Here is a 25,510-nt window from a genome sequence, read left to right as displayed (position 1 = left end):
ATTAATACCCCCTAATTAGTTTGAGATTCCATTTTGTATAACGATATGTTAATATTCCTATTAATCTTCCAACGAAAATAGTCAATAGACCAAGAAATCCTCCGATACCAAGGAGAAAAAATCCTGTGGAAAAAAGTAAAACAGGGTGTGACATAACGATAAGAGGTATCGAAATAAATGAAATAGGAAATGCTAGGATACCGCTAAGGACAATGAGAAGTCCAGAGATAGCCATTGCAATGCCGGAGATAAACAAACCAAAGATAACACCCCAAATACCAAGAAATGGTCCAAGCACAATAATGAGGTTAAACATTAGTAATCCAATGCCAATAAGAATCATAGGCACCGGTTGGTTTGCTTTTTGAACTGGGACAACCGGTTCCGGATTTTTGTAAATGCGTTGTTGTGATGTGACGATGGAGGTTCTTTTGGGAATACCAAGCTCATGAATAACTTCAGAAATTGGGCGTCCATTTTTTTCGGCTTCATCAAACTTGGCTTCAGCATCCTTCATGATTTTTGAGCGCTCTGGTTCAGTCAATGTGGACAAGGACTGATAGAGTTCATGAAGATAAGAATATTTATCCATAATAAAGCTCCTTTCAATTCAAATTCTTTATTGCTTTGATTATAAAAGCTTACTATAAGAATAGCAAGGAATGCTTTGTAATATAAAAGAATAGTCTTAGAATTCCATTAAAAAATTGAATGATACCATAAAAACAGTTATAATAGACAGTAACAAAGCTATAAAATGCATTGTCATGAAAGGATAGACTGTCTATGGAAAAAAGAAAAAGTATATTTGGGTATATACTCATATTATTTACCGTGATTCCATTAGTAGAGTTGTATTTGCTACTTCAAATCGCAGAACGCACCAGTGCAATGATTACATTTGCAATTATTTTAGTCACAGGAATTGTAGGTGCTTTTTTTGCAAAAATACAAGGACGATTAGTCATCCAAAAAATACGTATATCTTTACAGCAAGCAATTATGCCTAAAGAAGAGCTCGTTGATGGTTTATGTGTATTAATTGGAGGGGCTTTTTTATTAACACCGGGAATTTTGACAGATATTGCAGGGTTTTCATTGCTTATTCCAGTAACACGTAATATGTATAAGAAGATGTTAAAGCATAAATTTGAACAGATGATTCAAACAGGAGGATACTAATGTTTAAGGCAGTTATATTCGACATGGATGGGTTACTAATTGATAGCGAGAGCATGACATTTGAAGGGTATAAGAAGATATGCCGTCAGCACGAGTATATCTTTGAAGATGAGTTTTACTTTCAGTTTTTAGGGAGCAATATTGACTATATGCGTCAAGGGTTTGAGGCACGATATGGTCAAGCGTTCCCGTTTGAACCTATACTTGACCAAGTGCATACAGAGATTGAAAAGGCATTTGAATCAGATGGAATTCCCCTCAAACCAGGAGCATTAAATTTACTAGAGCATCTTAAAGAGCAGTCAATCAAAATCGGATTGGCAACATCAAGTTCCCGAGATCGGGTTGATGCAATTATAGCAAAAGCAGACATTGCATCGTATTTTGATGCGACAGTTTGTGGCGATGAGATTACACGAAGTAAACCAGACCCTGAAATTTTTTTGACAGCATGTCAAAAACTAGAGGTCACACCTTGTGAGGCTTTGGTTTTGGAAGACTCTGAGAATGGAATTCGTGGTGCATTTGATGGGAAGATTACATGTATTCATGTACCGGATTTAATACCTTCATCAAAAGCCATACAAGAGCGAGCGGCATATATAGCCAAAGATTTAAATGAGATTATTAGTTGGCTTAACATGCAAAACACTTTACAAATAAAATAGTATATAGAATGAGGAGAGAAGAAGATGAAAAATTTTTTTAAGGCATGTGGATTTTCGGCATTAATTGCTGCAATATATTTTTTTGCAAGTGCATTTGTAGGTCTTGTTGTATTTGCAATTGTATTACTTACAAAACAAGATATGTTCAATCCAGAAGTAATGGCAAATCAAGTTGAGTTTACCGAAGCGCTTGTTCAGCTTATTGGAGAATTTGCCATTCCAACAATTATTGCTGTAAATATGTTGACACTTCTTGGAATCTTTTTGATGTTCTTGGGACGTAGAGAATCTTTCAAAACATATATTAATTTTTCATCGATAAAATTAAAAAATGGACTCATTCTTTTTGGTTTTGGAATCTTTTTAAATATTTTGACAGTAGGAATACTAACCATTGTAAGTGAAGTCTTCCCGATTACTGAACAGATGGAATATTACACTGAACTTATGGAACCGCTGATGTTGGGCAATCCAATTTTAGTTTTTATTGCGCTGGTTATTAGTGCACCGCTTTTTGAAGAAATTGCTCTACGCGGTGTTATTTTTAATGATTTTAAAAAAGCTGTACCTATGTGGGTGGCACTGATTATTCAAGCTGTTTTTTTTGGTCTGATGCATTTAAACTGGGTACAAGGGATCTACGCATTCTTTTTAGGGCTCATTTTGGGGCTTATCTATCATTATTATCGTTCGATATGGATGCCGATACTCGTACATTTGTCGTACAATCTTACATCAACTATGATGAATTATTTTGTGAGTGATGATGCAAATGTAACGATTGTATTTATAGTCATCGGCGGTATCGGAAGTATCTTAAGTGTCTTTATCGCAAGACAACTTTATGAATCTCCCCTTGACAATTTATAAAAAAACACATATACTTTGACTATCAAACTAAATGCTTTGATTATCAAAGTATATCAGGAGGCACCTATGTATCATGGAAAAATAGTTGGAACAGGAAGTTTTTTGCCTGATTTCATTGTGACCAATGATGATTTAGCCAAGGTGGTTGAAACTTCAGATGAATGGATTTATACACGAACAGGTATAAAAGAACGACGAATTGCCAAAGACTACGATGTGCATGACATGGCAGCAAGAGCAGCTCAAAAAGCATTAGACCAAAGTGGTGTACAGGCCCAAGAGATAGATATGATTGTTGTTGCGACAGTTACGTCAGACTATTCGATGCCATCGGTTGCGTGTATGGTTCAAGGTGAGATAAGTGCACATCAGGCATTTGCTTTTGATTTGCAAGCAGCGTGTTCAGGATTTGTATATGGCTTAGATGTGATTGAGCAATTTATTCAAACAGGCAAAGTAAAGAAGGCTTTATTAATTGGCGTTGAGAAGTTAAGCCAAGTGCTTAACTGGCAAGACCGCTCGACATGTGTTTTATTTGGAGATGGCGCTGGAGCTGTGGTGATTGAAGCAACACAAGAAAAGACAGGCGTTATGGATATATACAACAAATCCATTGGAACGGATTGGAACGTATTAACATCAAAGATTCGACATAATGACACACCCTATTATCAACAAGGGAGCGATAATTATTTAAAGATGGATGGACAGCAAGTTTTTCAGTTTGCTTGTAAAAAAGTTCCGGAAATCTTTAGCGAACTGATGGAAAAAAATGATATCCAGCTATCAGAGGTTGATTTGTATGTGCTTCATCAAGCCAATAGTCGAATTATTGAACGTGTGGCAAAAAAAATGGGACAACCCATGGATAAATTCTATATGAATATTGAAAAATGCGGCAATACATCCGCAGCAACCATCCCCATTGCATTAGATGAACTAAATGCAGAAGGAAAACTTGCAGGCAAGACCGTAGGTATATCGGGATTTGGTGCAGGCTTGACGTATGGAGCAGCTTTTATTCAATTTCAATAAAGGTTTAAATGTAAAAACCAATAAATAACAAACATATAAAATTATAGGAGGAAACAACATGGAATTTTCAAAATTACAAGATATTATCGTAGAAGAACTAGGTGTCGATGCAGAAGAGGTGACTATGGAAGCAACATTTGCAGATGATTTAGGTGCGGATTCATTAGACCTTTTTGAATTAGTGATGTCCATTGAAGACACATTTGGTGTAGCGATTCCTAATGAAGAGCTTGCGAACATTAAAACGGTTAAAGATGCGGTAGACTACATCGAAGCTAACGATAAGTAATACGATTTTTAGGAGGAAACATGAAGAAGATAGCATTTATTTTTCCGGGACAGGGAGCGCAGCACACAGGAATGGGACTTGATTTGGTGGAAAAATCCGAAGAGGCGAAGAAGTGCTTTGACACGGCGGATGGATTATTAGATTTTGACTTATATGATTTGTGCGCCAATCAAAAGGCACCCATTGATCAAACGGCATACACCCAACCTGCATTGGTAGCGGTATCAATTTGTCTTCTTAACGAGTTAAGACGGCACGTGGATATTGTACCGGATTATGTTGCCGGACTTAGTCTAGGTGAATACAGCGCCCTTGTTGCTGCAGATATTTTATCTTATACGGATGCGATAGAGCTTGTTCGAAAACGTGGATTATACATGGAAGAAGCCGGACGCAAGGTTCAAGGTGGTATGGCAGCAATTGTCAAAGCAGATCAAGGACACATTGAGGAGCTTTGTGCTAAGGATCCAGGCGTTGTAGGTATTGCCAATTATAATAGCCCTGTACAAGTTGTTATATCGGGAGAAGAAGATGCTGTCCAACGTGTTTCCTCTATACTTATGGAAGAAAAAATACGTGTAATTCCTTTGCAAGTGAGTGGTGCATTTCACTCACCGCTTATGGAAACAGCAGCAGAAAAATTTGAAAAAGCGCTTGAATCTATTCAAATAGATACAGGTAAAATACCTTATATCACCAATGTTACCGGAGAAATTGTCTCAGATACAAGTACAACAAAACATTTGTTGGTGGAACAGTTAAAAGGTGCAGTCCTTTGGGAAAAATCGGTTCGAACAATGATTGATCATGGGGTGGACACCTTTGTAGAGATTGGACCAGGCAATACACTAGCAGGTCTGATTAAAAAAATTGACCGTAAGGTAAAGGTACTTAATTTAAATTCCTATGAGGCCATAAATACTGTTGTCGATGCGATAAAGGGAGTGTAAAAATGGATAAGAAAGTTGCCCTGATTACAGGGGGAAGTCGTGGTATTGGAAAAGAGATTGCATTAACACTAGGAAAAAATGCATATCATGTCATTATTAATTATCGCTCACGTGAAGACGAAGCGTTGAAGGTATTGGATGAAGTTATTGCCAGTGGTGGAAGCGGAAGTATTTTTCAAAGCGATATCAGCAATTATACAGAGACAGAGACCATGATGAAAGAAATTGTCAAAGAATATGGTGGCATTGACCTTTTAGTAAACAATGCAGGAATCACAAAAGATCAATTGATGCTTCGCATGACAGAAGCAGATTTTTCCAGTGTTATTGATATTAATTTAAAAGGCGCATTTAACTGTGTTAAACATGTAACGCGTTCTATGTTTAAAAAGCGTTCAGGATGTATTATCAATATCAGTTCGGTTATCGGTCTTGTCGGTAATGTGGGACAAGTCAACTATGCCGCATCAAAAGCCGGAATCATCGGTATGACTAAAGCTTTAGCCAAGGAATATGCAGCACGTGGAATACGTGTTAATGCAGTTGCACCTGGCTTTATTGATACAGAAATGACGGATGTATTATCCGATGAAATAAAAGAAGCAATTTTGGATAAAATTCCTTTACATACATTAGGACAGCCAAAAGATGTTGCGAATATGGTGAACTTCTTGGCGTCTGATCAAGCAAAATATATTACAGGACAAGTAATCGCTGTTGACGGCGGAATGACAATGTAAGGAGCTAATAAATGAGAAGAGTAGTTGTTACAGGACTAGGAGCAATAACACCTATCGGTCTTGATGCAGAGACTTATTGGAATAATTTAAAAGAGGGTGTGGTTGGTATTGGACCCATCACCCATTTTGACACCAGTGATTTTACCGTAAAACTTGCAGGAGAAGTCAAAGGCTTTGATCCTAAAGAATATATGGATCGAAAAAATGCTAGAAAATATGATGTGTTCTCTCAGTTTGCCATCGCAGCGGCCAAAGAAGCCCTTAAACATTCAGGGCTTGATTTGGCATCAGAAGATTTGTACCGTATCGGTGTGATTGTCGCTTCCGGTATTGGTGGACTAGGAACGATGGAAAAAGAAGAACAAAAATTGATTGAAAAGGGACCTTCACGTGTCTCACCATCACTAATACCTAAAATTATTACTAACATGGCAGCCGGTAACATTGCTATTGAGATTGGTGTAAAAGGGATTAATACCAACATTGTTACGGCGTGTGCCAGTGCAACACATTCGATTGGAGAAGCCTTTAGAAATATTAAATACGGTGTTGCCGATGCAATTTTTTGTGGTGGAACAGAAAGTTCGATTGTTCCTCTTGGTATTGCCGGATTTGCTAATATGACCGCACTATCGACCAACGAAGATCCTAATACAGCATCTCGTCCCTTTGATAAAGAGCGCGATGGATTTGTGATGGGTGAAGGTGCCGGAGTTTTGCTATTGGAAGAGTATGAACATGCAAAAGCACGTGGGGCCAATATTCTTGCAGAGATTGTAGGCTATGGTGCGACATGTGATGCATATCACTTGACTAGCCCGGACCCAGAAGGAACAGGAGCAGGTAAGGCAATGGAGTTTGCCATGGCAGAAGCGAGAATTGAGCCTAAGCAGGTACAATATATTAATGCTCATGGAACCAGTACGCCATACAATGACCATTTTGAAACCTTGGCAATTAAACGTGCGTTTGGCGACCACGCCTATAAGTTGAAAGTTAATTCAACAAAATCAATGACAGGGCATTTACTGGGGGCTGCAGGTGGAGTCGAAGCAGTGGCAACCGTAAAAACATTAGTGGACCAATTTATCCATCCGACGATGGGATATCAGACGCCAGATGAAAATTGCGATTTGGACTATGTTCCAAACCAAGGAATTGCTACGACGGTTGAATATGCTATCAGTAATTCATTAGGTTTTGGTGGTCATAATGCGAGTCTCTTATTCAAGCGGATATAGAGCGATAAGCAAAACCAAGGAGGTTTTATAATGAATACTTCAGAAGTATTAAATATGATTCAGGTACTAAAAGATACAGGATATAGACATATAGATGTCGTCCATGAAGGCTCACATATTATTTTATCAAATGCAGAGATGCTTTCACAAACGGCTCAATCTTTAGGGATGCCTATGTCATCAGCGCCCACATCGACAGTGGCAACACCGGCAATGCCTCAGACGCCACAAAGTGTAAAGGTAGAGTCGTTAGATAGTGCTATAAACGTTGTGGAAGATGCACAAGCATCGGAGCCGATTCAAGGAGGACATCTTGTCGAATCGCCTATTGTAGGTACATATTATAATGCACCAAGCCCTGAAGCGGACCCTTATGTTTGTGTGGGAAGCAAGGTGAAAAAAGGAGATGTGCTTTGCATTATTGAAGCGATGAAGCTGATGAATGAAATTGAAGCAGATCAAGAAGGTGAGATTGTTGAAATCCTTGTCGAAAATGAACAAGGAGTTGAATATGGTCAACCTTTATTTAGGATTGTTTAGGAGGATATATGTTAGATATAACTGAAATAAAAAAAATCATTCCTCATCGAGAACCATTTTTACTCATTGACCGTGTAGATGAAATGGAGCCTGGGGTGAGTGCAAAGGCAACAAAATGTGTTACCTATAATGAATATTTTTTTCGAGGGCATTTTCCTTCGGAACCGATAATGCCAGGTGTTCTAATTGTTGAAGCCTTAGCTCAAACAGGAGCAGTCAGCATCTTATCCTTAGAAGAAAACCAAGGAAAAGTTGCTTACTTTGGCGGATTAAATAAGGTGAAATTTAAAAAGAAAGTTGTTCCAGGAGATGTATTGTCTCTTGAAGTTGAAATTGTAAGACGTAAGGGACCCGTAGGTATAGGTAATGGAATTGCAAAAGTCGGCGACGATATTGCGGTGACGTGTGAATTGACATTTTTTATAGGGTAGGTGAATCAAATGTTTCATAAAGTACTCATTGCAAATCGTGGAGAAATTGCTGTACGTATTATACGCGCATGCCGAGAACTAGGCATTCGAACAGTCGCGGTGTATTCAACGCCAGATCGTGAAGCTCTACATACCTTACTTGCAGATGAAGCGGTTTGTATCGGACCGGCTAAAGCAACCGAAAGTTATTTGGATATCAAACGCATTATTAGCGCAGCGGTTATCACAGGAGCCAATGCGATTCATCCTGGTTTTGGTTTTTTATCAGAAAACCCTAAGTTTGCAAAAATATGCGAAGAATCCAATATTAAGCTGATTGGGCCGTCATCAGAGATGATGTCGCTAATGGGAAATAAGGCTCGTGCCAGAGAGACTATGATTAATGCCAAAGTTCCGGTTGTTCCGGGAACGGATGGAATTATTACCCAAGCCGATGAAGCCTATGATTTGGCGGATTCTATTGGATATCCTCTCATTATTAAAGCTGCCAATGGTGGAGGCGGCAAAGGGATGCGGGTAGCAGAACGTAAAGAAGAAATTCATAAGATGTTCTCCTTAGCCCAAAAAGAGGCCATAGCGTCATTTAGTGACAACGGAATGTATATGGAACGTTATGTTGTCAATCCAAAGCATATTGAATTTCAAATATTAGCCGATGAGCACGGAAACGTTATCCATCTGGGTGAAAGAGACTGCTCCGTACAGCGACGTCATCAAAAGATTGTTGAAGAAGCGCCATCAAAAGCGCTTACAGATAAGTTACGAAAAAAAATGGGTGATGTTGCTGTTCGTGCGGCAAAGGCCATTAATTATACCAATGCAGGAACCGTTGAATTCTTATTAAATGATCAAGGGGAGTTCTTTTTCATGGAGATGAATACCCGAATCCAAGTGGAACATCCGATTACTGAGATGGTGACAGGAATAGACTTGATTAAAAAACAAATTGAAATTGCGGCAGGATTGCCGCTTGATATAATGCAAAAAGATATCAAGCTTCATGGACATGCCATTGAGTGTCGAATCAATGCAGAAGATGCCAGCAAAGATTTTCGTCCATCGCCAGGAACGATTAACAATTTAATCATGCCCGGAGGTAAAGGTATCCGTATTGACGGAGCAATCTATCCTGGATATACGGTGGCGCCTTACTATGACTCCATGTTGGCAAAGCTAATCGTCCATGGAGACACTCGTGAAGAAGCGATTGCAAAAATGAAAAGTGCTTTAGGTGAATTTATTGTTGAAGGCGTAACGACCAACATTGATTTTCATTTTGAAATCTTAGAGAATCCTTCGTTTGTCTCAGGTGATTATGATACAAGTTTGATAGAAACGATGAAAGTGTGATATAGATGAAGCCATTGTTTAAAAAGACAAAGTACATTCAAGTGAATACATCGACAACGATTATTCATAAAACAGAGCCCAATGTTCCATCGGGTTCATGGATTAAGTGCCCACAGTGTCATGAGGTCGTCTATAAAGATGATTATCGCAATAATGGATATATTTGTCCTCAATGTCAAAAACACTTTCGTATGAGCGCGCCACAGCGTCTTAAGATGATACTTGATAAGGGGACATATACACCTTTGTTTTTGGAGATGACAACGGAAAATGTTCTAGACTTTAAAGGGTATGAGCATAAAATCCAAGGTCTTCAAGAAAAGACCGGCATCGATGAAGCGGTACTAACGGGGACAGGAAGAATTAAGGGAATCAAAGTGGCTATCGGTGTGATGGATAGTCGCTTTCTCATGGGAAGCATGGGACATGTGGTTGGTGAGAGGATTACCCGCTTGACTGAGCTTGCGACGCAAGAACACTTACCCCTTATATTATTTACTGCATCTGGTGGCGCACGAATGCAAGAAGGTATTATTTCCTTGATGCAAATGGCAAAAACAGCAGCGGCACTTAAACGCCACCATGACGAGGGTGGATTTTATGTTACCGTCTTGACGGATCCCACATCCGGTGGGGTGACAGCAAGTTTTGCCATGCTTGGTGATATTATTTTATCTGAACCCGGTGCCTTTATCGGCTTTGCAGGACCGCGGGTTATTCGAGATACGATTCGTCAAGAACTGCCGGAAGGTTTTCAGACAGCAGAGTTTTTACTTGAGCATGGATTTGTAGATGCGATTGTTGAACGAAAACAACTAAGAGATAGACTACACCAGCTTTTGGTACTACATCATTATAAAAGTGATGATAAATCAGATGGAGAAATAGATGATGTAAGAGAAGAGGTGATTGAATGAAGGCTTGGGAGCGAGTACTAAAAGCAAGACGATCCGACCGACCGACGGCGCAGCGATATATTGAAGCTTTTAGCGAAAACTTCATTGAATTGCATGGTGATCGTTATTATCATGACGATGCAGCCATTATTGGCGGAATTGGTATGCTTGGCGAGATATCGGTTACTTTTATCGGTCAAGAAAAAGGATTTAAAACCAAGGAAAAGGTTAAGCGAAACTTTGGCATGCCTAATCCCGATGGCTATCGTAAAGCTTTACGTTTAATGAAGCAAGCTGAGAAATTTAATCGACCCATTGTATGCTTTGTGGATACCTCCGGAGCCTTTTGCGGACTTGAAGCAGAAGAGCGTGGACAAGGAGAAGCCATTGCACGCAATCTTTTTGAGATGAGTAATCTTAAGGTGCCGATTATCTCCATTATTATTGGTGAAGGTGGTAGTGGCGGAGCTCTTGCCCTTGCAGTATCTGATGAAGTTTGGATGTTTGAGAATGCTATCTATTCTATATTGTCGCCAGAAGGCTTTGCATCCATTCTCTATAAAGATGGTTCGCTAGCCCCTAAAGTGGCTGAGGAGATGAAGATTACCGCTCAGGAGCTTAAAAATCTCAAAGTTATCGATTCGGTGGTCACAGAGCCCTATGACGGAGCACATGAAAGCTTTGACTTGATTGTAGAACTCCTTAAAGATAAGTTGATCTATTCCTTAAAAGAATTAATGGAGCTGCCCAAAGATACGCTGACTGAAAAACGCTATCAGCGGTATCGCAAGTTTTGATGTTATGTATATAAAGAAAGGCTGCACACTAACTAAACGTTAGTGCAACAGCCTTATTCTTTTTAACCTTTATGCTTCGGCCCAATTGCGCTTGAATTTTCGTACTTTCCTATTGTTATCATATTCAAAATGCCTAGCGATTATATCACCGCGTCTGATAATCCCTATAAAGATTCCAGTATCATCCACCACCGGAATAAAGTTTTGATATTGCGTCAATTCCTCTACAACAGAAAACTCTTTATTAATTGACACCGCTTCAATACTTCTGGACCTTTCTATTTGGCTTATATTAACTTTTTCAGAATTTTTTATACTTAAATCCATATGATCTTTAACATACCACAGGATATCTCCTTCTGATAATGTATATCTATAACGCCCTTCATCATCAATGACTGGAACAGCTGAATACTTATGATATTCCATCTTTTCCATGGCTTGTCGTAAAGTCATTGATTCTGTCAGTGTAACTATTTCATGTTTAGGCGTTAAGAAAAATGCGATATTCATTGCCTCACCTCGTCATTCTCATAATTTATATCTATATACTACTTCTTTATAATATCAAATAAATATGACACAATGATGTAAAAATTTTTAGGATTTAATTCTAGTTATCATTTTTTTTGTTCATATGTACTATTTTAATCCTTTAACAGGTGATGCAATAAAGCCTTTTTAAAAGGTTATGATACCTTTAATATAATTTGAATTCCCACTTTCCATAAGTTTAAATGCTTTTTGTATATCATCGATTTTGAATTCATGTGTAATTAAACTAGAGATTGGCAAAACTTTTTTTTGAATAGCATCTATGGTGTCATTAGCTAATTTTTCAAAATCATTAATATAGGGTGGATGGGTAACATGTATAATAGGAGAATGAAACATAAGTTCATAACCAAGTTCAGGGTCCCAATTTTCTTTGTGGCTATAAAGCGATAAGGTATATACTTCGCCACGACCTTGTACTCCAAAAATATCAGCATATCTTACAGCCTTTATTGCCGTTTTTAAGCCTTTTAGATTTCCGGTCCCTTCAATGACTTTATCGGCTCCTTTATTATTTGTTAAACGATTGATTTCAGCCTTAAAATCAGTGGTTTTAGGATTTATGGTGTGAGTAGCCCCAAATTTTTTTGCTAGAGCTAAACGGCTATCGTCTAGGTCTATAGCGATAATTTTTTTTGCACTACTGTGGCTTAATGCTTTCATTGTCAGAAGATTCATCATACCACAACCTACAACGGCAACAATATCACCGAATTTTGGTGAAGCAGCTTTAGCGATGTTGGCACAACAAATGGTTGGTTCAAGTAACCAATACTTTAATTCATTTAAAGGAATGGTTTTTGGGAGTTTAATACAAAATTTTGCTGGGGCTAAAGTATGAGAAGAGTAGCCCATAACGATTGAACTACCTGCGACATAGTCTCCAACTTCAAAAGTTGTAACGTCAGACCCTACTTCTTCAACAATGCCGACTGCTTCATGACCTACGAGGGTCGGATATTGAATATCTTTGATCATTGTATAGTGTCCATATTCATCAAACCACATAGCTGCATCTCCAGCATATGTGGGCATATCTGAATGGCACATGCCAACGGAAACAGTTTTAAACATAATCTCATGTGGTTGCAATGCGGGGATATCTTCTTCAAGAATTTCAAATTTCTTTTTATCAACTAAAATGGCCATTTTTCTTTTCATGGTATACACTCTCCTTTTTAGAAATAGCTACCTTTGCAGCGTTAGCAATGTCCTTAGCCGTTAAGTTATATTCCTCTTTTAAAAAGTCCATATCTCCAACTTGACCAAATTTTTCTTTGACGCCAATTCGTTCAACAGGAACAATATGTTCTTCGAAAACGACTTGAGAAACAGCATCTCCTAAACCACCATTGACACTGTGATTTTCACAAGTTACAATAGCGCCTGTTTCTTTAGCACTTTGAATAATTAAATCTCTATCTAATGGACGGATGGTGAACATATCAACAAGCTTTGCTGAAATGTTTTCATTTTTTAGCAGGTGAACAGCTTTAAGAGCTTCTTCGAGCATGACACCCATGGCAAAAATTGTTACATCGGTACCTTCACACAAGATATTTCCTTTTCCTATTTCAAAAGAAGTGCCTTCTTCATAAATATCGACAACATTTTTTCTGGCAAGACGTATATAATACATACCATAATCTTTCTCAATTAATGGAAATAGTGCTTTAGCACTTACGTTATCGGCAGGTTCAACAATCTTTATTGTTGGAATAGAACGCATGATGGCGATATCTTCAAAAGGCATATGTGTACCCCCATTATAAGCCGCTACAATACCAGGGTCAGAGCCAATCAGCTTGACATTTGCGTTTGAATATGCGCCGGCCATGAATACTTGATCAGCTACACGTCGAGACATAAATGGACCAAAAGAATGTACATAAGGGATAAAATTCTGGTGGGATAGACCACAAGCAAAACCTACGGCATTAGCTTCAGCAATACCTACATTGACAAAGCGGTCCGGATATTGCTCAGCAAATTTAAAAATATCAAATTTGACAATCGAAAGACCTAGATCACATTCTATATGCATTAACTTTTGATTTCTTCCCATACCTTCAAATAGATAGTCACTGTAAACAGAAGCTATAGTATTTTCATTTAATTTACTTGTTTTTGATAATTGTATACTCATAAAATATCTCCTTTTCTTCGATTGCTTTATTATGCGTTTAATGCTTCTATAGCGATATCGGCAGCTTCTCTGGTAACGGGAACGTGATGGTTCCACTCAGTTTCAGCCCAAACTACACCCTTGCCTTTTAATGTATTACATATAATCGCCGTTGGTTTACCTTTAAACTGATCTGCTTTTTTTACAGCTTTGGCAATTAATTCAACATCATGTCCATTTTCAACATTAATAGTATTCCAATCAAATGCTGAAAATTTAGCGGCGATATCAGTTATGTCATTTACATTTTTAACTTCACCATCAAGCTGCATAAAATTTCTGTCGACAAAAACAACTAAATTATCTATTCCTTTATGGGCGGAATTCATAATTGCTTCCCAGTTTTGCCCTTCTTGTAATTCACCATCACCCACGATACAAAAGACTCTGCTTGCATAACCATTAAGTTTCATACCATAGGCAACACCAGAAGCTAAAGAAATTCCTTGACCAAGCGAGCCAGTAGTCACATCAATACCTTTGGTTTTTAACATGTCACAGTGGCTCGGTAAGTTTGTCTTTGGTTGGTTTAATGTCTTTAACTCTTCGGTATCGAAAAATCCTTTTAAAGCTAATGTTGCATACACAGAAGGACCGGCATGTCCTTTAGAACAGACAAATTGATCGCGATCTTTCATTTTGGGATTTTTTGGATCATAGTTCATAACATCTCCATATAAAACAGCTAATATTTCTACAATCGACATGGCCCCTCCCAGATGACCAAACCCTCTACTTGCAAATTGTTCTAAAGATTGAATTCTGATGTTTTTGGCAAACGCATTTAGTTCTGTTTTTTTGCTTTCACTATACATAACAAACCTCCTAAAATTAAGTTATTCGTGTGCTTTTTATTATATAAAGTTCAACGAATGTTCTCAATGAACGATATATAGTTGAGGTATATATAAAGGTGGAATATATTGATGTTCTAATTTTTGCGTGTTTTATTTGGTGAATTTATTGATGTGCTAGGAGTATTATGTATAACTATCATTTAGAGAAAAATAAATATAGATATAAAAAAGGACCCCGATAAAAGGAGTCCATAATCGATAAAGAACGGATTATAAAATTTAAAGAAGATTAAAATTCTTAATGCCTATTTTTATGTAATCAAAAGTTTTAAACTTTTCTAACGCTTTGGTTATATCTTTGAAATCAAACTCTTTTGTAATCAGCGAATCAAATTTTGTTCGCATAATAATGTCAATTGATTTGTAAAAATTAGGAAGGCTACAAAAACTAGACCAAATGACACTTAAATTTGAAGCATACATATCTAATGCGGAAAATGTTATATGCTCTGAACTACCATAGTATGTGAAAATCATTAGTGTTCCGCCTTTGGTCAAAGTATTTGTAGCCTCTTTAAGCATTTGAATATTCGATGATGTTTCAATGGCAATGTCAAATCCTCTAAAATTACTGAATTCTGAAAGTTTTAACTGTAGATTGGAGCTGTTTAAATCAATGACATTATCGGCTCCAAAGGCTTTAGCAAGTTTTTGCCTTTCTGGAATAGGTTCAATAACCGTAATATTTTTAACGCCCTTTTTTTTAAGTAAATGAATAAATATTATTCCTATGAGTCCAGCGCCTATGACTAATACTTCTTTATCAAAATCAATATCCAGCTTACTAATTCCTTCTAAAACACATCCCAAAGGCTCAATTAATATAGCCTGTTTATAAGTCATCTTATCTGGAATTTTTATTAAATGCGTATATTTTCTTACAACATATTGTGCCATGGTTCCCATGGCTATATGTGCTTCTGCGCAATAATGAATTTTTTGCTCCAGGCACATCTCGCATTCACCACAAAAATGCCATGGGATAATTAATACTCTGTCACCGACCTTAAATCCATTATAAAAAGCAGCGCTGCCAACTTCTGTAACTCGACCAACGCCTTCATGACCAAGCGTACCAATATAAGAAAATATATCACTATCATCTTCAAATCGCATATCATCGCGACAAAATGAAGAGTATTCCAAAGCGATTTTCACTTCGTTATCATTTAATATAAAGACTTCCGGGATTTCGTTGAGTAATATATTTTTATTTTTCGTTCTAACGAATGCTTTCATAGTTCATCCACCTTACATAGTATGTTTATGCATATTTTTTTTATAAGAGTTAGAATATGCCATTTTGATGTTTGCTCCGATATTCTTTTGGAGAGATACCTACATTCTTTTTGAACATTTTTGAAAAATATCGTGAATCTTCGTAACCTGTCATAGCAGCGATTTCATTAATCATTCTTTGATCATTTATCAACAGTTCCTTGGCTATAAAAAGGCGATAGCCTTGTAGAAACTCTAAGTAGGTCATATGTGTTTGTAGCTTAAAGACCCGGCTTAAATGCATCTTTGATACAGAAAGAGCCTTCGCTATATCTTGTAAGGATAATTCTTCACCATAATGTTGAAATGAATAAATCATGGCATTTGAGACAATATCAGAAAATTTTAACTCGTTAAGCTTTGTTGCCAATGTAACAAATGCATCTAATACATCTTCAAATTCGTTTTCTATAGATATATAGTTTGTATTATGCCGTTCAAGAGGAAGCGTAAGCATTTTAGAGAAAAAAGCATTTGCAAAAGTTAGTGTGTCTCTAAAATGACGTAAAGAAGCGTTATCTAAGGTGGCTTTTATGTTATGCAAATAAATATTGGCTAAGCGTTCCTTCAATGATACGATGTCATTTTTGATGATATCTGTAAAAATATCAGTTATAAAATAAATATTCTTTTGAAAGCTACTTTTTTTGAGTCGCTCAGTCATTAAGGTATAGTTGACACTTTCGCCATGAAAAAAGTAACAAAAATCTGTAGCGGTTAATAATTCCATACAAATACTATTCACATTATCCCACCGAATCTTTTTTGCGTATATGGAAACATAATTAGGGCTGATATAATATTTTATAATAGAATGGACTTTATTAAGGGCATTAGATATTTTGATGTCAGATTGTTTAAAGGCTATGATGATATCTTGATTTAAAACATTAAAAATTTCGGGATTTCCTAAAGTATCTATATGTTGGTTCAATTTTTTTAGAGTGTCATCATGAATAACATTGTCATGTCCAACGTATTTGGATATTAGGATGTGATAATATTCAGGTGTAATGAAATAGGATTCACTTTTTAATTTTTTCGTTGAGTTATATGTAGAAGTTTTTAAAGTAGCGCTTAATGCTTGAGTTTTAGTATCGAGTATGATACGTCCCACCTCTTGTAGATCTTTTTTTTCAATGCATTTAATATTAAGATCTTTCCAATTAGCTAGCTCTTTTATTTCACCATAAATGAGAATAGAAAATGGCCAACGGCATTGTTTAAGTTCATTCAATAAAATATGCAGAGGTATCATAATAAGAGAATCAATGATGATCACATCAGGTTTATGCGACACAAAAGCATCAAAGGCACTTGTACTGTAGTTTACTATTTTTATCACTATGTTTTCGTATTCAACAAGTGTTTCACATATGTTTTTTAAAAATTTCCTGTTTTCCGAAACTATCAATACAGTCGTCATTTTTCCCCTCTATATGCTTCCATTATAGTTGTTAAGGTAGATTTCATAATATGGTGCAACATATTTGTATATCATTGCTTTTAATTATATCATTGATTGGAATGAAATCAAATCAATATAGATTGTGATTAGGATTTTTCGTCAACTGGAGATAAAAGAGAATACAATAAAGGGGAAATGATGTGGTAAAAAAAGTCAAAAAAGCTTGACAATGATAATCATTACCATTACAATAATAAGTAGTTATCAATACTACATATTATCGTAAAGGAGATATTATGACAAGAAAAGAATGGAATCAACAGTTAAAACCTTTTGCAACACCGAGTCTAAAAAAAGCTATCAGTCAGATAATGAATACAGTTGTAGTATATATAGCTTTATTAATGTTTACCATGTATCTATATAAAGCACAGGTGAGTTGGTTTGTTCTGATTCCCTTAATAATTTTAAATGGATTATTTATGGTTCGCGTATTTATCCTTTTCCATGATTGTACGCATCAATCGTTTACCGCTAGTGAAAAATGGAATCGAAGGCTTGGATTTTTCTTTGGAATTCTCACATTTACATCATATCCTGCCTGGCAAAAAGATCATAATATCCATCATGGCGCAGTAGGTAACCTTGATCGAAGAGGCGCAGGGGACATATGGACGTTAACGGTTGAAGAATATAAGGCACAGCCTGTATTAATGAAAGGTTGGTATCGGTTGTTTAGACATCCGCTATTTCTTTTTGGCGTGGCACCGATTTTTCTTTTTACCATTCTACAACGTTTTCCAACAAAACATGCGTCTCAAAAAGAGCATATCGGTTATGTAGTTACAAATGTTGGAATTTTGGTACAAGCAATCGTATTGTCCTTGATGTTTGGTATAGAAGCCTATCTTTTGATTCAGCTATCGGTGATGTTTGTTGCAGGATCCATCGGCGTGTGGATGTTTTACGTACAGCATCAATTTGAAGATGTCTACTGGGAAGAAGCCAGTGAATGGAATAGTGTCGATGCCGCGTTAAAGGGAAGTACATTCTATCAGCTTCCATCCATTTTAGAATGGTTTAGTGGATACATTGGCTACCATCATATTCATCACTTGAATTCACGAATTCCAAACTATCATCTGAAGAAGTGTTATTACAGTATAAATGAGTTGCAAGGTGTCAAGACAGTTGGCTTTAAAGAGAGTTTAAAACTGGCCTTATTACAAATATATGATCAAAAAAGAAAACGGTTAATTTCCTTCCAAGAATTAAAATTGAGGGAAAACTATAATTAATACTCATTTTTTTGAAGGAAATTTAGAAAAAATCATACAAATTTGCTAAAAAGACTTGATTTTTTCTGAAAATAGTGTATGATTAAATCAACCTTGTATTATGTGTATCAAATTATCAGCTGAATTTTTATTGAAAGAAAGCTATAGTTTTATGTTACAAATGAATCAAGGAAATAAAAATTCGGAGGTAATTTATTATGACAGGAACAGTTAAATGGTTTAATGGAGACAAAGGATTTGGTTTTATCACTTCAGACGAAGGAAATGATGTATTCGTACATTACTCACAAATCCAAAAAGACGGTTTCAAAACTTTAGAAGAAGGCGAAAAAGTAGAATTCGACGTAGTTGAAGGAAACAAAGGCCCTCAAGCTGAAAACGTAGTTAGCCTATAATTATTTATAATATATAGACGCTTAACCCCTGGATCAATGATTCAGGGGTTTTTTTCTGAGCAAATTAAGAGTATTTGATGCGTGTTTGACAAGAATTTTAAAAAATGTGTTGACAATTCATTATAGCCATTGTATAATTTGTACAGAAGTTGAGAAATAATTCACTTATGGTTGGTGAATATGTGTTGGTTATGGATGCCTACTACATGTCATATTACAAATGTGACAATAGATAGGTGTTTTTTATTGTAATTTTTATACGATTGGAGAACAATGCGTGTCAGATACAATATTAAAAGTTGTTAACTTGGCAGGGCAAAGTCCTGATGGATTTAAAATTTCAAATATTTCCCTTGAATTAAAACGAGGTGAGATACATGTTATCGTCGGTGAAAATAATTCCGGACAAAAATCGTTTGTATCTGTGTTGGCGGGGATTACACCCCTGGAAGAAGGACAAGTGTTTTACGATGGTCAGCACTTAAGCCCCAAGTCCTTATTGAATCGATCGAATCAAGATATAGCCTTTTTATTTCAAGAAAATTCTTTGGTTCGTCATTTGACGGTAGCTGAGAACTTATGGCTGAACCGTTTGCCCAAAATTCGAGGAACACAATTTATCCATTGGAGAAAAATCAAGAAAAAATCAGAAGAAGTGTTACAGCATCTGAATATACATATCCATGTCAAAGAAAAAGTAGCAAGGTTGACACAAGAGCAATGCAAGTTATTAGAAATAGCCAAGACATTTATGCATAGCCCGCAGCTGGTTGTCCTACATGAGCCGACAGAAAACTTAAGCACATCAAAAGTCTCGACACTATTTAAAATTTTACAAGAATATAAGCGGCATGGAGGCAGTGTCATCTATGTAACAAAAAACTGGGAAGAAGCATTAAAGATTGCTGATAATATTTCAGTATTGTCAAAAGGTAAAAGCGTAGGTAAATTTACAGCAGCAGAAGCTAAAAATGATCCGCGTAAACTTCTTCGCCTTTTGGATAGTTATAGTTTTAAAAAAGATAATAGTGTTCAAGATAGTCATCTGGATATAAAATATGATGAAAATGAAGAGGTACTCAATAGTGTTTTTCGAGCAGCTGAACTTTTAACTTCCGAGTATGAATTAAAGGACGTTCTGTTGTTTTTAGCTCAAAGTGTGTCAAAAGCCATGAATTGTGATGGGACGTGTATTGATTTGTTAGATTATAGTACACGTACAAAAATTGATACTTACGTATATCATAAGGATGAACCCTTGCATGTAAAAGTTCGTGAAGACTTTGTTTTTCAGCTATTGGATGAAGATACGCTATTTTACTCGAATCATCGTGATAAAGAATTTTGTTCGTATTTTAAAGAAAAAGGACAAGTTAAAACCCTTATCTGTGTCCCGTTAAGTATTCGCTCAAGAGTGGCAGGTGTTATACAGATTTTTTATAAGGAAACATACGTACATTCAAAAGAAGAAGCAAAATATTTAATGGCATTTGCTCAACAGGCGGCAATATCTATTGAAGATACGCGTCTTATCGGACGTTCAGCGATGCTGCAAGAAAGCCATCATCGAATAAAAAACAATTTACAAGCAATCAGCAGCTATATTGCCTTGCAAAAAAGATATATCAGTCAAGAATATAAGAATGAAGTTGAAAATATATTGGATAATACGATTTCTAGAATTAAAAGTATTGCCGCTGTCCATGATTTGTTATCAAAAGATCAATTGGGACGCAGTATCATCAATATCAAAGAGCTTATTAGTGTCATCATTGAATTTTCAGAATTGGAATCCGATGTGGATATAGAAGTGGATTTTGAAGATATGTTTATACCCTATAGTAAAGCGACATCGATTGCTTTATTGATTAATGAATTGATTTGTAACTGTAACAAATATGCATTTACAGATCAGGTGCATATGAACAAAAAAGTCATGATATTGGGATATAAAAAACATAATGGAGTCTATGTTCAGATTCATGATAATGGAAAAGGATTTCCCCCAAACTTTAATATAGAAAAAGACAAAAGTTTAGGGTTGACCATTGTAACATCCATGATCAAGAATGAATTCAAAGGCGTTATTGAATTTACCAATGATTCAGGTGCAAAAGTTAATATCAGATTAGATTCGGAAAGAATTTTTTTAGGCAGATAATGGTTTTAATGAAAGGGGATTTTATGAAGGTTATTATTGCTGAAGATGAGTATATTTCACTTATGGGACTCAAAGCGAATCTGGAAGAACTAGGACATGAAGTAATTGGAGAAGCAACAGATGGTAAGGATGCAGTTAAGCAGGTACTAGAAAAAAAACCGGATATGGTTATTATGGATATCAATATGCCTATTATTAATGGTATTGATGCACTTAGACAGATCAATGAAAAACTATCGATCCCCAGTATTATCGTTAGCGGATACCATGATCAAAAATTAGTCAAGAAAGCCAATGAAGTTGGAGTATATGCATATTTAATTAAACCTATATCCAAACAAGACATCAAAGTGGCGATACAGACAAGTAATAGCAGATTTTTAGATTATAAAAATATCGAACAACAGCTGATAAAAACGGAAAAAAAGTATGAAGACCGTAAGTACATCGAGAGGGCCAAAGGAATTTTGATGGAAAATCATCATTTGCGAGAACATGAAGCGATGAAAAAGCTTCAAAAGATGAGCCGAGATAAAAATATCAAGATGGCAACATTAGCCGAAAAAATTATCGAAGCCAATGAATTAATTCAAAAATAAAATACAAAATGCTTATGAGTGGCATTTGAAAAAGGTTATGAAAGCCTTACAGATAATTTGTGATGACACATCATTCACAAATCTGTAAGGCTTTTTTTGACACGTTAAAGGCATTTAAAGTTAACAATGTAGCAAGTATGAAAGGAGGCTTGTGGGGATAGTTACGCGTTCAACACCAACTAAAAAAATCAAAGGAGAGATAAGCAATGAAAAGAACACGTTTTGGAATTATGGTAGCAATGATATTAGTATTGGCACTCGTACTTAGCGGATGTACACAAGAACCAATCGGTTCAGGTAAAGATGAAACTTCAGGAACAACAGCTAAGCAAGATGCATCAACAGATGATAGCGGTTCAGGCAGTGCAAATGCAACGGGTGATCTTGTTATAGGGATGTCGTTTCAAGACATGGATAACCCATATTTTGTAACGATGCACGAAGCTTTTGAAGAAGCGTGTGCTTCGATTGGTGCTACGGCTATCACGACAGATGCATCGCATGATGTGAACAAACAGATTAGTGATATTGAAGATATGATTCAAAAAGAGATTGATATACTCTTGATCAACCCAACGGATAGTGTAGGCGTTGAAGCGGCAGTTATTCAAGCCAAAGATGCGGGTGTTATTGTCGTTGCGATTGATGCGCAGGCAAATGGACCCATTGATTCTTTTGCCGGATCCAAAAACTATGATGCAGGTTATTTGGCAGGAGAGCAAATGGCAGAAGACTTAGGTGGAGAAGGAAAAGTTGCTATCTTAAACGGTATTCCGGTGGTTCCAATTCTTGAGCGTGTTGAAGGGTTTAAAGCTGCCGTTGCAAATTATCCGGGAATTGAAATCGTTGACAATCAAAATGGTCAGCAAGAAAGAGATAAAGCAATGACCGTTACAGAGAACATGATGCAGGCACATCCAGACCTTTCTGCGATTTTTAGTGTCAATGATGGTGGAGCCCTTGGAACTTTGGCAGCGATTGAGTCAGCGCAAAAAGATATTGGCTTATATAGCGTGGATGGACATCCAGAAGCGGTCGATGCAATCTTAAACGGTGACATCTTTAAATGTACAGTGGCACAATTCCCACGCGACCAAGTACGTATTGGTTTGGGGATTGCTCTTGCAAAATACTGGGGATCGATTGTTCCAGAAGTGATGCCGATTGAAGTGAAAAAACTGACAAAAGAAAATGCAGAAGGATTTACTTGGTAAAACCTATAGATGTATAGCGGTTTTCCGCTATACATCCTCACTTTTCACATAACTAAAAAGGGGGTGTTTTCTTGGAGAAAATACTAGAAATTAAAAATATTACCAAGAGATTTCCTGGGGTGACGGCACTTCATGACGTGACGTTAGATATATATGCAGGAGAGATTCATGCACTCGTCGGAGAAAATGGAGCGGGTAAATCCACGCTTATGAAGATACTAGTTGGAATCTACCAACAGACCGAAGGCGTTATTTTATTTAAAGGCAAACCGATGAGTATCTTGGATCCAAAAGAAGCCCAGAAGCTTGGAATTAGCATTATTCATCAGGAATTTAGTCTTGTACCGTATTTAAATGCTTATGAGAATATTTTTCTTGGCAAGGAATTAAAAAGATCTTCAGGGATTCTAGATCGCAAAAAGATGAAAAGTCAGGCACAAAAGCTTCTAGATAAAATCGGAGTGGAAGTTAATCTAGATATACCGGTTGATCGTTTAACCGTAGCGCAACAGCAAATCGTTGAAATTATCAAAGCACTCATGGAGAATCCGCAAGTATTAATTATGGATGAACCGACAGCCAGTTTAACCGAAGGTGAGACAAAGAAATTCTTTGAACTGATTGAGAAACTCAAAGCAGATGGCGTAACGATGATTTTTATATCCCATCATATGAATGAGATTTTTGAAATTTGTGACCGATTTTCTTGCCTAAGGGATGGAATTTTTGCAGGAACGGATTTGGTCAAAAATGTAACTGCAAAAGACATTGTCCGAATGATGGTTGGGCGAGAGTTAGGTGACAATCAATACCCTCAAAAGCCACCATATGACAGTATCAAAAAAAATAAAATCATATTAAAGGCACGTAATTTTAATCGAGGAAAATATGTAAAGAATGCAAGCTTTGAATTAAGACAAGGAGAGATTCTTGGTATTGCAGGTCTTGTAGGTGCAGGACGTACAGAACTTATTCGTCTACTTATCGGCGCGGATCGTGCACAGAGTAAGCAAGTACTATTAGAGGATAAACCTGTAGCGATTCATTCGCCGCATCAAGCGCTAAACTATGGTATTGGTCTTGTGCCTGAAAATAGAAAGACACAGGGACTTATCCTTGAGGCAACTGTAAAGGATAATATTACATTGTCCAACATGAAAAAATCATGTGGTCGATTTGGATTTAGAAAACAAAGTGATGAAAATAAAATTGCTAAAAAATATATTGATTCACTCAATATCAAAACACCCCATCTAATGCAAAAAGTAAAAAATCTGAGTGGTGGAAACCAGCAAAAGGTTGTACTGGCCAAGTGGATGAATACAGATTGTCATATCTTGATTTTTGATGAACCGACTCGCGGAATTGATGTGGGAGCAAAATATGAAATTCATAAATTAATGCGTGATTTAGCAAATGAAGGTTTGGGGATTATCATGATATCTTCAGAACTACCGGAGGTATTAGGTGTCAGTGACCGCGTGCTGACCGTTTATGGTGGAAGCATTACAGGTGAGCTGATTACAGATGAGACAAGCCAGGAAGAAATCATGTACTATGCTACTGGAGGTAAGCAAAATGGATAATACGAGCAAAAGAAAGTCAAATAGTCAAATAGCAGCATTACGATCCATAATACAGAAACTCTTTGATGAACCGATGATGTTTACCATCACTGCACTGGTCGTCTTGTGTATTGTCATGGCGCTTTTTTCTCCTGAATTTTTAACATCATCCAATATTAGTAATGTATTAAGACAAGTCACGATTAATTCTATATTGGCAACTGGGATGACCTTTGTGATTATTAGCTCTCGAATTGACCTATCGGTTGGATCGATTATGGCTTTTTCAGGAACAATGATGGCAGCGGCAATGGCAGATTTTGGCATGCCTATTGGCGTAGCGATTTTGTTGGGAATTCTTATTGGTGCACTTTTTGGAACGATTAACGGTGTCTTGATTGCCTTTGCAAAGTTACCTGCAATTATTGTAACCCTAGCGATGATGCAAATTCCTAGAGGACTTGCCTTACTTTATACAGGCGGTTATCCGCTTAATGGTTTACCAGATCAGTTTTCAATTATTGGGCGGGGATATGTACTCGGTGTTGTTCCGGTGCCTGTAGTGATTATGGCGATTGTCTATATTTTAGCCTATATTATCTTGAATCATTTAGCAATGGGGCGCTATATATACTCTATTGGAGGCAATGAAGAGGCTGTTCGACTATCAGGAATTAAGACCAAGTTATATATTATTCTCCCCTTTGTTATTAGTGGAATCACAGCATCCATTGGGGGAACCATTATCACATCCCGTCTCATGTCAGGACAACCCATGGCAGGAGAAGGTTTTGAACTGGATGCAATCGCCGCAGTGGTTCTTGGTGGAACAGATATTGCCGGTGGACGCGGACATATTGTGGGCACCTTGATTGGAGCCGTCATGCTTGGCGTCTTGACCAATGGGCTTAATCTGATTGGTGTATCGCCTTATATTCAACGAATATTTAAGGGGCTTATCATTATTGCAGCAGTTTATTTAAGTAGTAGAAAACGTGACTAATCA

The 25,510-nt window shown here is 36.8% G+C and carries 27 protein-coding genes; 20 read left to right on the top strand and 7 right to left on the bottom strand.

Going from position 1 to position 25,510, the window contains the following annotated elements:
* Position 1 precedes the first annotated feature (1 nt).
* Positions 2 to 592 (bottom strand): DUF1700 domain-containing protein, encoded by a 591-nt coding sequence (locus tag QBE53_17215; protein ID WZL81517.1) that lies wholly within the window; start codon positions 590 to 592, stop codon positions 2 to 4.
* A 194-nt stretch (positions 593 to 786) separates the two neighbouring features.
* On the opposite strand from QBE53_17215, the gene QBE53_17210 reads away from it, so the two are divergent.
* From QBE53_17210 to QBE53_17150, 13 genes are all read left to right on the top strand, one after another.
* Positions 787 to 1,182, top strand: a complete 396-nt coding sequence (locus tag QBE53_17210; protein WZL81516.1) for an FxsA family protein — start codon at positions 787 to 789, stop codon at positions 1,180 to 1,182.
* Positions 1,182 to 1,850 carry an HAD family phosphatase gene (locus QBE53_17205; GenBank protein WZL81515.1) on the top strand — a complete coding sequence of 223 codons (669 nt, stop codon included), beginning with the start codon at positions 1,182 to 1,184 and terminating at the stop codon, positions 1,848 to 1,850. The genes QBE53_17210 and QBE53_17205 overlap by 1 nt, the downstream gene beginning before the upstream one ends.
* A 24-nt stretch (positions 1,851 to 1,874) precedes the next feature.
* A complete protein-coding gene (locus tag QBE53_17200) occupies positions 1,875 to 2,720 on the top strand; it encodes a CPBP family intramembrane metalloprotease (GenBank protein ID WZL81514.1) in 846 nt (281 codons plus the stop codon).
* A gap of 66 nt (positions 2,721 to 2,786) precedes the next feature.
* Positions 2,787 to 3,755, top strand: a complete 969-nt coding sequence (locus tag QBE53_17195) for a ketoacyl-ACP synthase III (protein WZL81513.1) — start codon at positions 2,787 to 2,789, stop codon at positions 3,753 to 3,755.
* 58 nt (positions 3,756 to 3,813) lie between these two features.
* On the top strand, positions 3,814 to 4,044 hold the full coding sequence (locus tag QBE53_17190) for an acyl carrier protein (protein ID WZL81512.1): 231 nt from the start codon (positions 3,814 to 3,816) through the stop codon (positions 4,042 to 4,044).
* Positions 4,045 to 4,064: 20 nt separating this feature from the next.
* A complete protein-coding gene (gene fabD / locus QBE53_17185) occupies positions 4,065 to 4,994 on the top strand; it encodes an ACP S-malonyltransferase (GenBank protein ID WZL81511.1) in 930 nt (309 codons plus the stop codon).
* Between the two features lie 2 nt (positions 4,995 to 4,996).
* Complete coding sequence (fabG, locus tag QBE53_17180) at positions 4,997 to 5,734, top strand: 3-oxoacyl-[acyl-carrier-protein] reductase (protein WZL81510.1); 738 nt, start codon at positions 4,997 to 4,999, stop codon at positions 5,732 to 5,734.
* Positions 5,735 to 5,745: 11 nt separating this feature from the next.
* Complete coding sequence (gene fabF / locus QBE53_17175; GenBank protein ID WZL81509.1) at positions 5,746 to 6,975, top strand: beta-ketoacyl-ACP synthase II; 1,230 nt, start codon at positions 5,746 to 5,748, stop codon at positions 6,973 to 6,975.
* 30 nt (positions 6,976 to 7,005) lie between these two features.
* Positions 7,006 to 7,515 carry an acetyl-CoA carboxylase biotin carboxyl carrier protein gene (accB, locus tag QBE53_17170; protein WZL81508.1) on the top strand — a complete coding sequence of 170 codons (510 nt, stop codon included), beginning with the start codon at positions 7,006 to 7,008 and terminating at the stop codon, positions 7,513 to 7,515.
* 8 nt (positions 7,516 to 7,523) lie between these two features.
* A complete protein-coding gene (fabZ, locus tag QBE53_17165; GenBank protein ID WZL81507.1) occupies positions 7,524 to 7,946 on the top strand; it encodes a 3-hydroxyacyl-ACP dehydratase FabZ in 423 nt (140 codons plus the stop codon).
* 9 nt (positions 7,947 to 7,955) lie between these two features.
* Positions 7,956 to 9,296 carry an acetyl-CoA carboxylase biotin carboxylase subunit gene (locus QBE53_17160; protein ID WZL81506.1) on the top strand — a complete coding sequence of 447 codons (1,341 nt, stop codon included), beginning with the start codon at positions 7,956 to 7,958 and terminating at the stop codon, positions 9,294 to 9,296.
* A gap of 5 nt (positions 9,297 to 9,301) precedes the next feature.
* Complete coding sequence (accD, locus tag QBE53_17155) at positions 9,302 to 10,213, top strand: acetyl-CoA carboxylase, carboxyltransferase subunit beta (protein WZL81505.1); 912 nt, start codon at positions 9,302 to 9,304, stop codon at positions 10,211 to 10,213.
* Positions 10,210 to 10,989, top strand: a complete 780-nt coding sequence (locus tag QBE53_17150) for an acetyl-CoA carboxylase carboxyltransferase subunit alpha (GenBank protein WZL81504.1) — start codon at positions 10,210 to 10,212, stop codon at positions 10,987 to 10,989. The genes accD and QBE53_17150 overlap by 4 nt, the downstream gene beginning before the upstream one ends.
* Positions 10,990 to 11,058: 69 nt before the next feature.
* On the opposite strand, the gene QBE53_17145 is transcribed toward QBE53_17150, so the two are convergent.
* From QBE53_17145 to QBE53_17120, 6 genes are all read right to left on the bottom strand, one after another.
* Positions 11,059 to 11,502, bottom strand: a complete 444-nt coding sequence (locus QBE53_17145) for a CBS domain-containing protein (protein WZL81503.1) — start codon at positions 11,500 to 11,502, stop codon at positions 11,059 to 11,061.
* Positions 11,503 to 11,670: 168 nt separating this feature from the next.
* Positions 11,671 to 12,705 (bottom strand): zinc-binding dehydrogenase, encoded by a 1,035-nt coding sequence (locus QBE53_17140; GenBank protein ID WZL81502.1) that lies wholly within the window; start codon positions 12,703 to 12,705, stop codon positions 11,671 to 11,673.
* Positions 12,677 to 13,690, bottom strand: coding sequence for a transketolase C-terminal domain-containing protein (locus QBE53_17135; GenBank protein WZL81501.1), 1,014 nt, complete (start codon positions 13,688 to 13,690; stop codon positions 12,677 to 12,679). Before QBE53_17135 ends, QBE53_17140 begins: the two co-directional genes overlap by 29 nt.
* Positions 13,691 to 13,719: 29 nt before the next feature.
* Positions 13,720 to 14,544, bottom strand: coding sequence for a transketolase (locus QBE53_17130; protein ID WZL81500.1), 825 nt, complete (start codon positions 14,542 to 14,544; stop codon positions 13,720 to 13,722).
* A 261-nt stretch (positions 14,545 to 14,805) separates the two neighbouring features.
* The gene (locus tag QBE53_17125; GenBank protein ID WZL81499.1) at positions 14,806 to 15,825 is read right to left on the bottom strand and encodes an alcohol dehydrogenase catalytic domain-containing protein; all 1,020 of its coding nucleotides are present in this window, start codon (positions 15,823 to 15,825) and stop codon (positions 14,806 to 14,808) included.
* A 49-nt stretch (positions 15,826 to 15,874) separates the two neighbouring features.
* Positions 15,875 to 17,290, bottom strand: a complete 1,416-nt coding sequence (locus QBE53_17120; protein ID WZL81498.1) for an AraC family transcriptional regulator — start codon at positions 17,288 to 17,290, stop codon at positions 15,875 to 15,877.
* Between the two features lie 278 nt (positions 17,291 to 17,568).
* Between QBE53_17120 and QBE53_17115 the strand changes: the two genes are divergently transcribed.
* From QBE53_17115 to QBE53_17085, 7 genes are all read left to right on the top strand, one after another.
* Positions 17,569 to 18,570, top strand: a complete 1,002-nt coding sequence (locus QBE53_17115) for a fatty acid desaturase (protein WZL81497.1) — start codon at positions 17,569 to 17,571, stop codon at positions 18,568 to 18,570.
* A gap of 197 nt (positions 18,571 to 18,767) precedes the next feature.
* Entirely contained in the window at positions 18,768 to 18,965 is a 198-nt protein-coding gene (locus QBE53_17110) for a cold-shock protein (protein ID WZL81496.1), read from the top strand.
* A gap of 277 nt (positions 18,966 to 19,242) precedes the next feature.
* On the top strand, positions 19,243 to 21,126 hold the full coding sequence (locus QBE53_17105; protein WZL81495.1) for an ATP-binding cassette domain-containing protein: 1,884 nt from the start codon (positions 19,243 to 19,245) through the stop codon (positions 21,124 to 21,126).
* Between the two features lie 23 nt (positions 21,127 to 21,149).
* A complete protein-coding gene (locus QBE53_17100) occupies positions 21,150 to 21,725 on the top strand; it encodes a response regulator (GenBank protein ID WZL81494.1) in 576 nt (191 codons plus the stop codon).
* A gap of 206 nt (positions 21,726 to 21,931) precedes the next feature.
* Complete coding sequence (locus QBE53_17095; GenBank protein ID WZL81493.1) at positions 21,932 to 22,939, top strand: ABC transporter substrate-binding protein; 1,008 nt, start codon at positions 21,932 to 21,934, stop codon at positions 22,937 to 22,939.
* A gap of 71 nt (positions 22,940 to 23,010) precedes the next feature.
* Positions 23,011 to 24,525 (top strand): sugar ABC transporter ATP-binding protein, encoded by a 1,515-nt coding sequence (locus tag QBE53_17090; protein WZL81492.1) that lies wholly within the window; start codon positions 23,011 to 23,013, stop codon positions 24,523 to 24,525.
* Positions 24,518 to 25,507: a ribose ABC transporter permease gene (locus QBE53_17085; GenBank protein WZL81491.1), complete on the top strand. Its 990-nt coding sequence runs from the start codon at positions 24,518 to 24,520 to the stop codon at positions 25,505 to 25,507. The genes QBE53_17090 and QBE53_17085 overlap by 8 nt, the downstream gene beginning before the upstream one ends.
* Positions 25,508 to 25,510: the final 3 nt, after the last annotated feature.

The organism is Vallitaleaceae bacterium 9-2 (assembly GCA_038396585.1).
Taxonomy (GTDB): domain Bacteria; phylum Bacillota; class Clostridia; order Lachnospirales; family Vallitaleaceae; genus UBA1351.
Note: the sequence above shows the minus strand (reverse complement) of the source record. Positions and strands in the feature narration are given on the sequence as shown.

Bases quoted from the DNA above. Each gene is read 5' to 3' on its own strand.
- fabD (WZL81511.1), top strand. From the start codon at position 4,065: ATGAAGAAGATAGCATTTATTTTTCCGGGACAGGGAGCGCAGCACACA.
- QBE53_17110 (WZL81496.1), top strand. From the start codon at position 18,768: ATGACAGGAACAGTTAAATGGTTTAATGGAGACAAAGGATTTGGTTTT.
- QBE53_17135 (WZL81501.1), bottom strand. From the start codon at position 13,690: ATGAGTATACAATTATCAAAAACAAGTAAATTAAATGAAAATACTATA.
- accB (WZL81508.1), top strand. From the start codon at position 7,006: ATGAATACTTCAGAAGTATTAAATATGATTCAGGTACTAAAAGATACA.
- QBE53_17115 (WZL81497.1), top strand. From the start codon at position 17,569: ATGACAAGAAAAGAATGGAATCAACAGTTAAAACCTTTTGCAACACCG.
- QBE53_17125 (WZL81499.1), bottom strand. From the start codon at position 15,825: ATGAAAGCATTCGTTAGAACGAAAAATAAAAATATATTACTCAACGAA.
- QBE53_17100 (WZL81494.1), top strand. From the start codon at position 21,150: ATGAAGGTTATTATTGCTGAAGATGAGTATATTTCACTTATGGGACTC.
- QBE53_17195 (WZL81513.1), top strand. From the start codon at position 2,787: ATGTATCATGGAAAAATAGTTGGAACAGGAAGTTTTTTGCCTGATTTC.
- fabZ (WZL81507.1), top strand. From the start codon at position 7,524: ATGTTAGATATAACTGAAATAAAAAAAATCATTCCTCATCGAGAACCA.
- QBE53_17140 (WZL81502.1), bottom strand. From the start codon at position 12,705: ATGAAAAGAAAAATGGCCATTTTAGTTGATAAAAAGAAATTTGAAATT.
- QBE53_17120 (WZL81498.1), bottom strand. From the start codon at position 17,290: ATGACGACTGTATTGATAGTTTCGGAAAACAGGAAATTTTTAAAAAAC.
- QBE53_17210 (WZL81516.1), top strand. From the start codon at position 787: ATGGAAAAAAGAAAAAGTATATTTGGGTATATACTCATATTATTTACC.
- QBE53_17160 (WZL81506.1), top strand. From the start codon at position 7,956: ATGTTTCATAAAGTACTCATTGCAAATCGTGGAGAAATTGCTGTACGT.
- QBE53_17085 (WZL81491.1), top strand. From the start codon at position 24,518: ATGGATAATACGAGCAAAAGAAAGTCAAATAGTCAAATAGCAGCATTA.
- QBE53_17130 (WZL81500.1), bottom strand. From the start codon at position 14,544: ATGTATAGTGAAAGCAAAAAAACAGAACTAAATGCGTTTGCCAAAAAC.
- QBE53_17145 (WZL81503.1), bottom strand. From the start codon at position 11,502: ATGAATATCGCATTTTTCTTAACGCCTAAACATGAAATAGTTACACTG.
- QBE53_17200 (WZL81514.1), top strand. From the start codon at position 1,875: ATGAAAAATTTTTTTAAGGCATGTGGATTTTCGGCATTAATTGCTGCA.
- QBE53_17205 (WZL81515.1), top strand. From the start codon at position 1,182: ATGTTTAAGGCAGTTATATTCGACATGGATGGGTTACTAATTGATAGC.
- QBE53_17150 (WZL81504.1), top strand. From the start codon at position 10,210: ATGAAGGCTTGGGAGCGAGTACTAAAAGCAAGACGATCCGACCGACCG.
- fabG (WZL81510.1), top strand. From the start codon at position 4,997: ATGGATAAGAAAGTTGCCCTGATTACAGGGGGAAGTCGTGGTATTGGA.
- accD (WZL81505.1), top strand. From the start codon at position 9,302: ATGAAGCCATTGTTTAAAAAGACAAAGTACATTCAAGTGAATACATCG.
- QBE53_17215 (WZL81517.1), bottom strand. From the start codon at position 592: ATGGATAAATATTCTTATCTTCATGAACTCTATCAGTCCTTGTCCACA.
- QBE53_17190 (WZL81512.1), top strand. From the start codon at position 3,814: ATGGAATTTTCAAAATTACAAGATATTATCGTAGAAGAACTAGGTGTC.
- QBE53_17095 (WZL81493.1), top strand. From the start codon at position 21,932: ATGAAAAGAACACGTTTTGGAATTATGGTAGCAATGATATTAGTATTG.
- fabF (WZL81509.1), top strand. From the start codon at position 5,746: ATGAGAAGAGTAGTTGTTACAGGACTAGGAGCAATAACACCTATCGGT.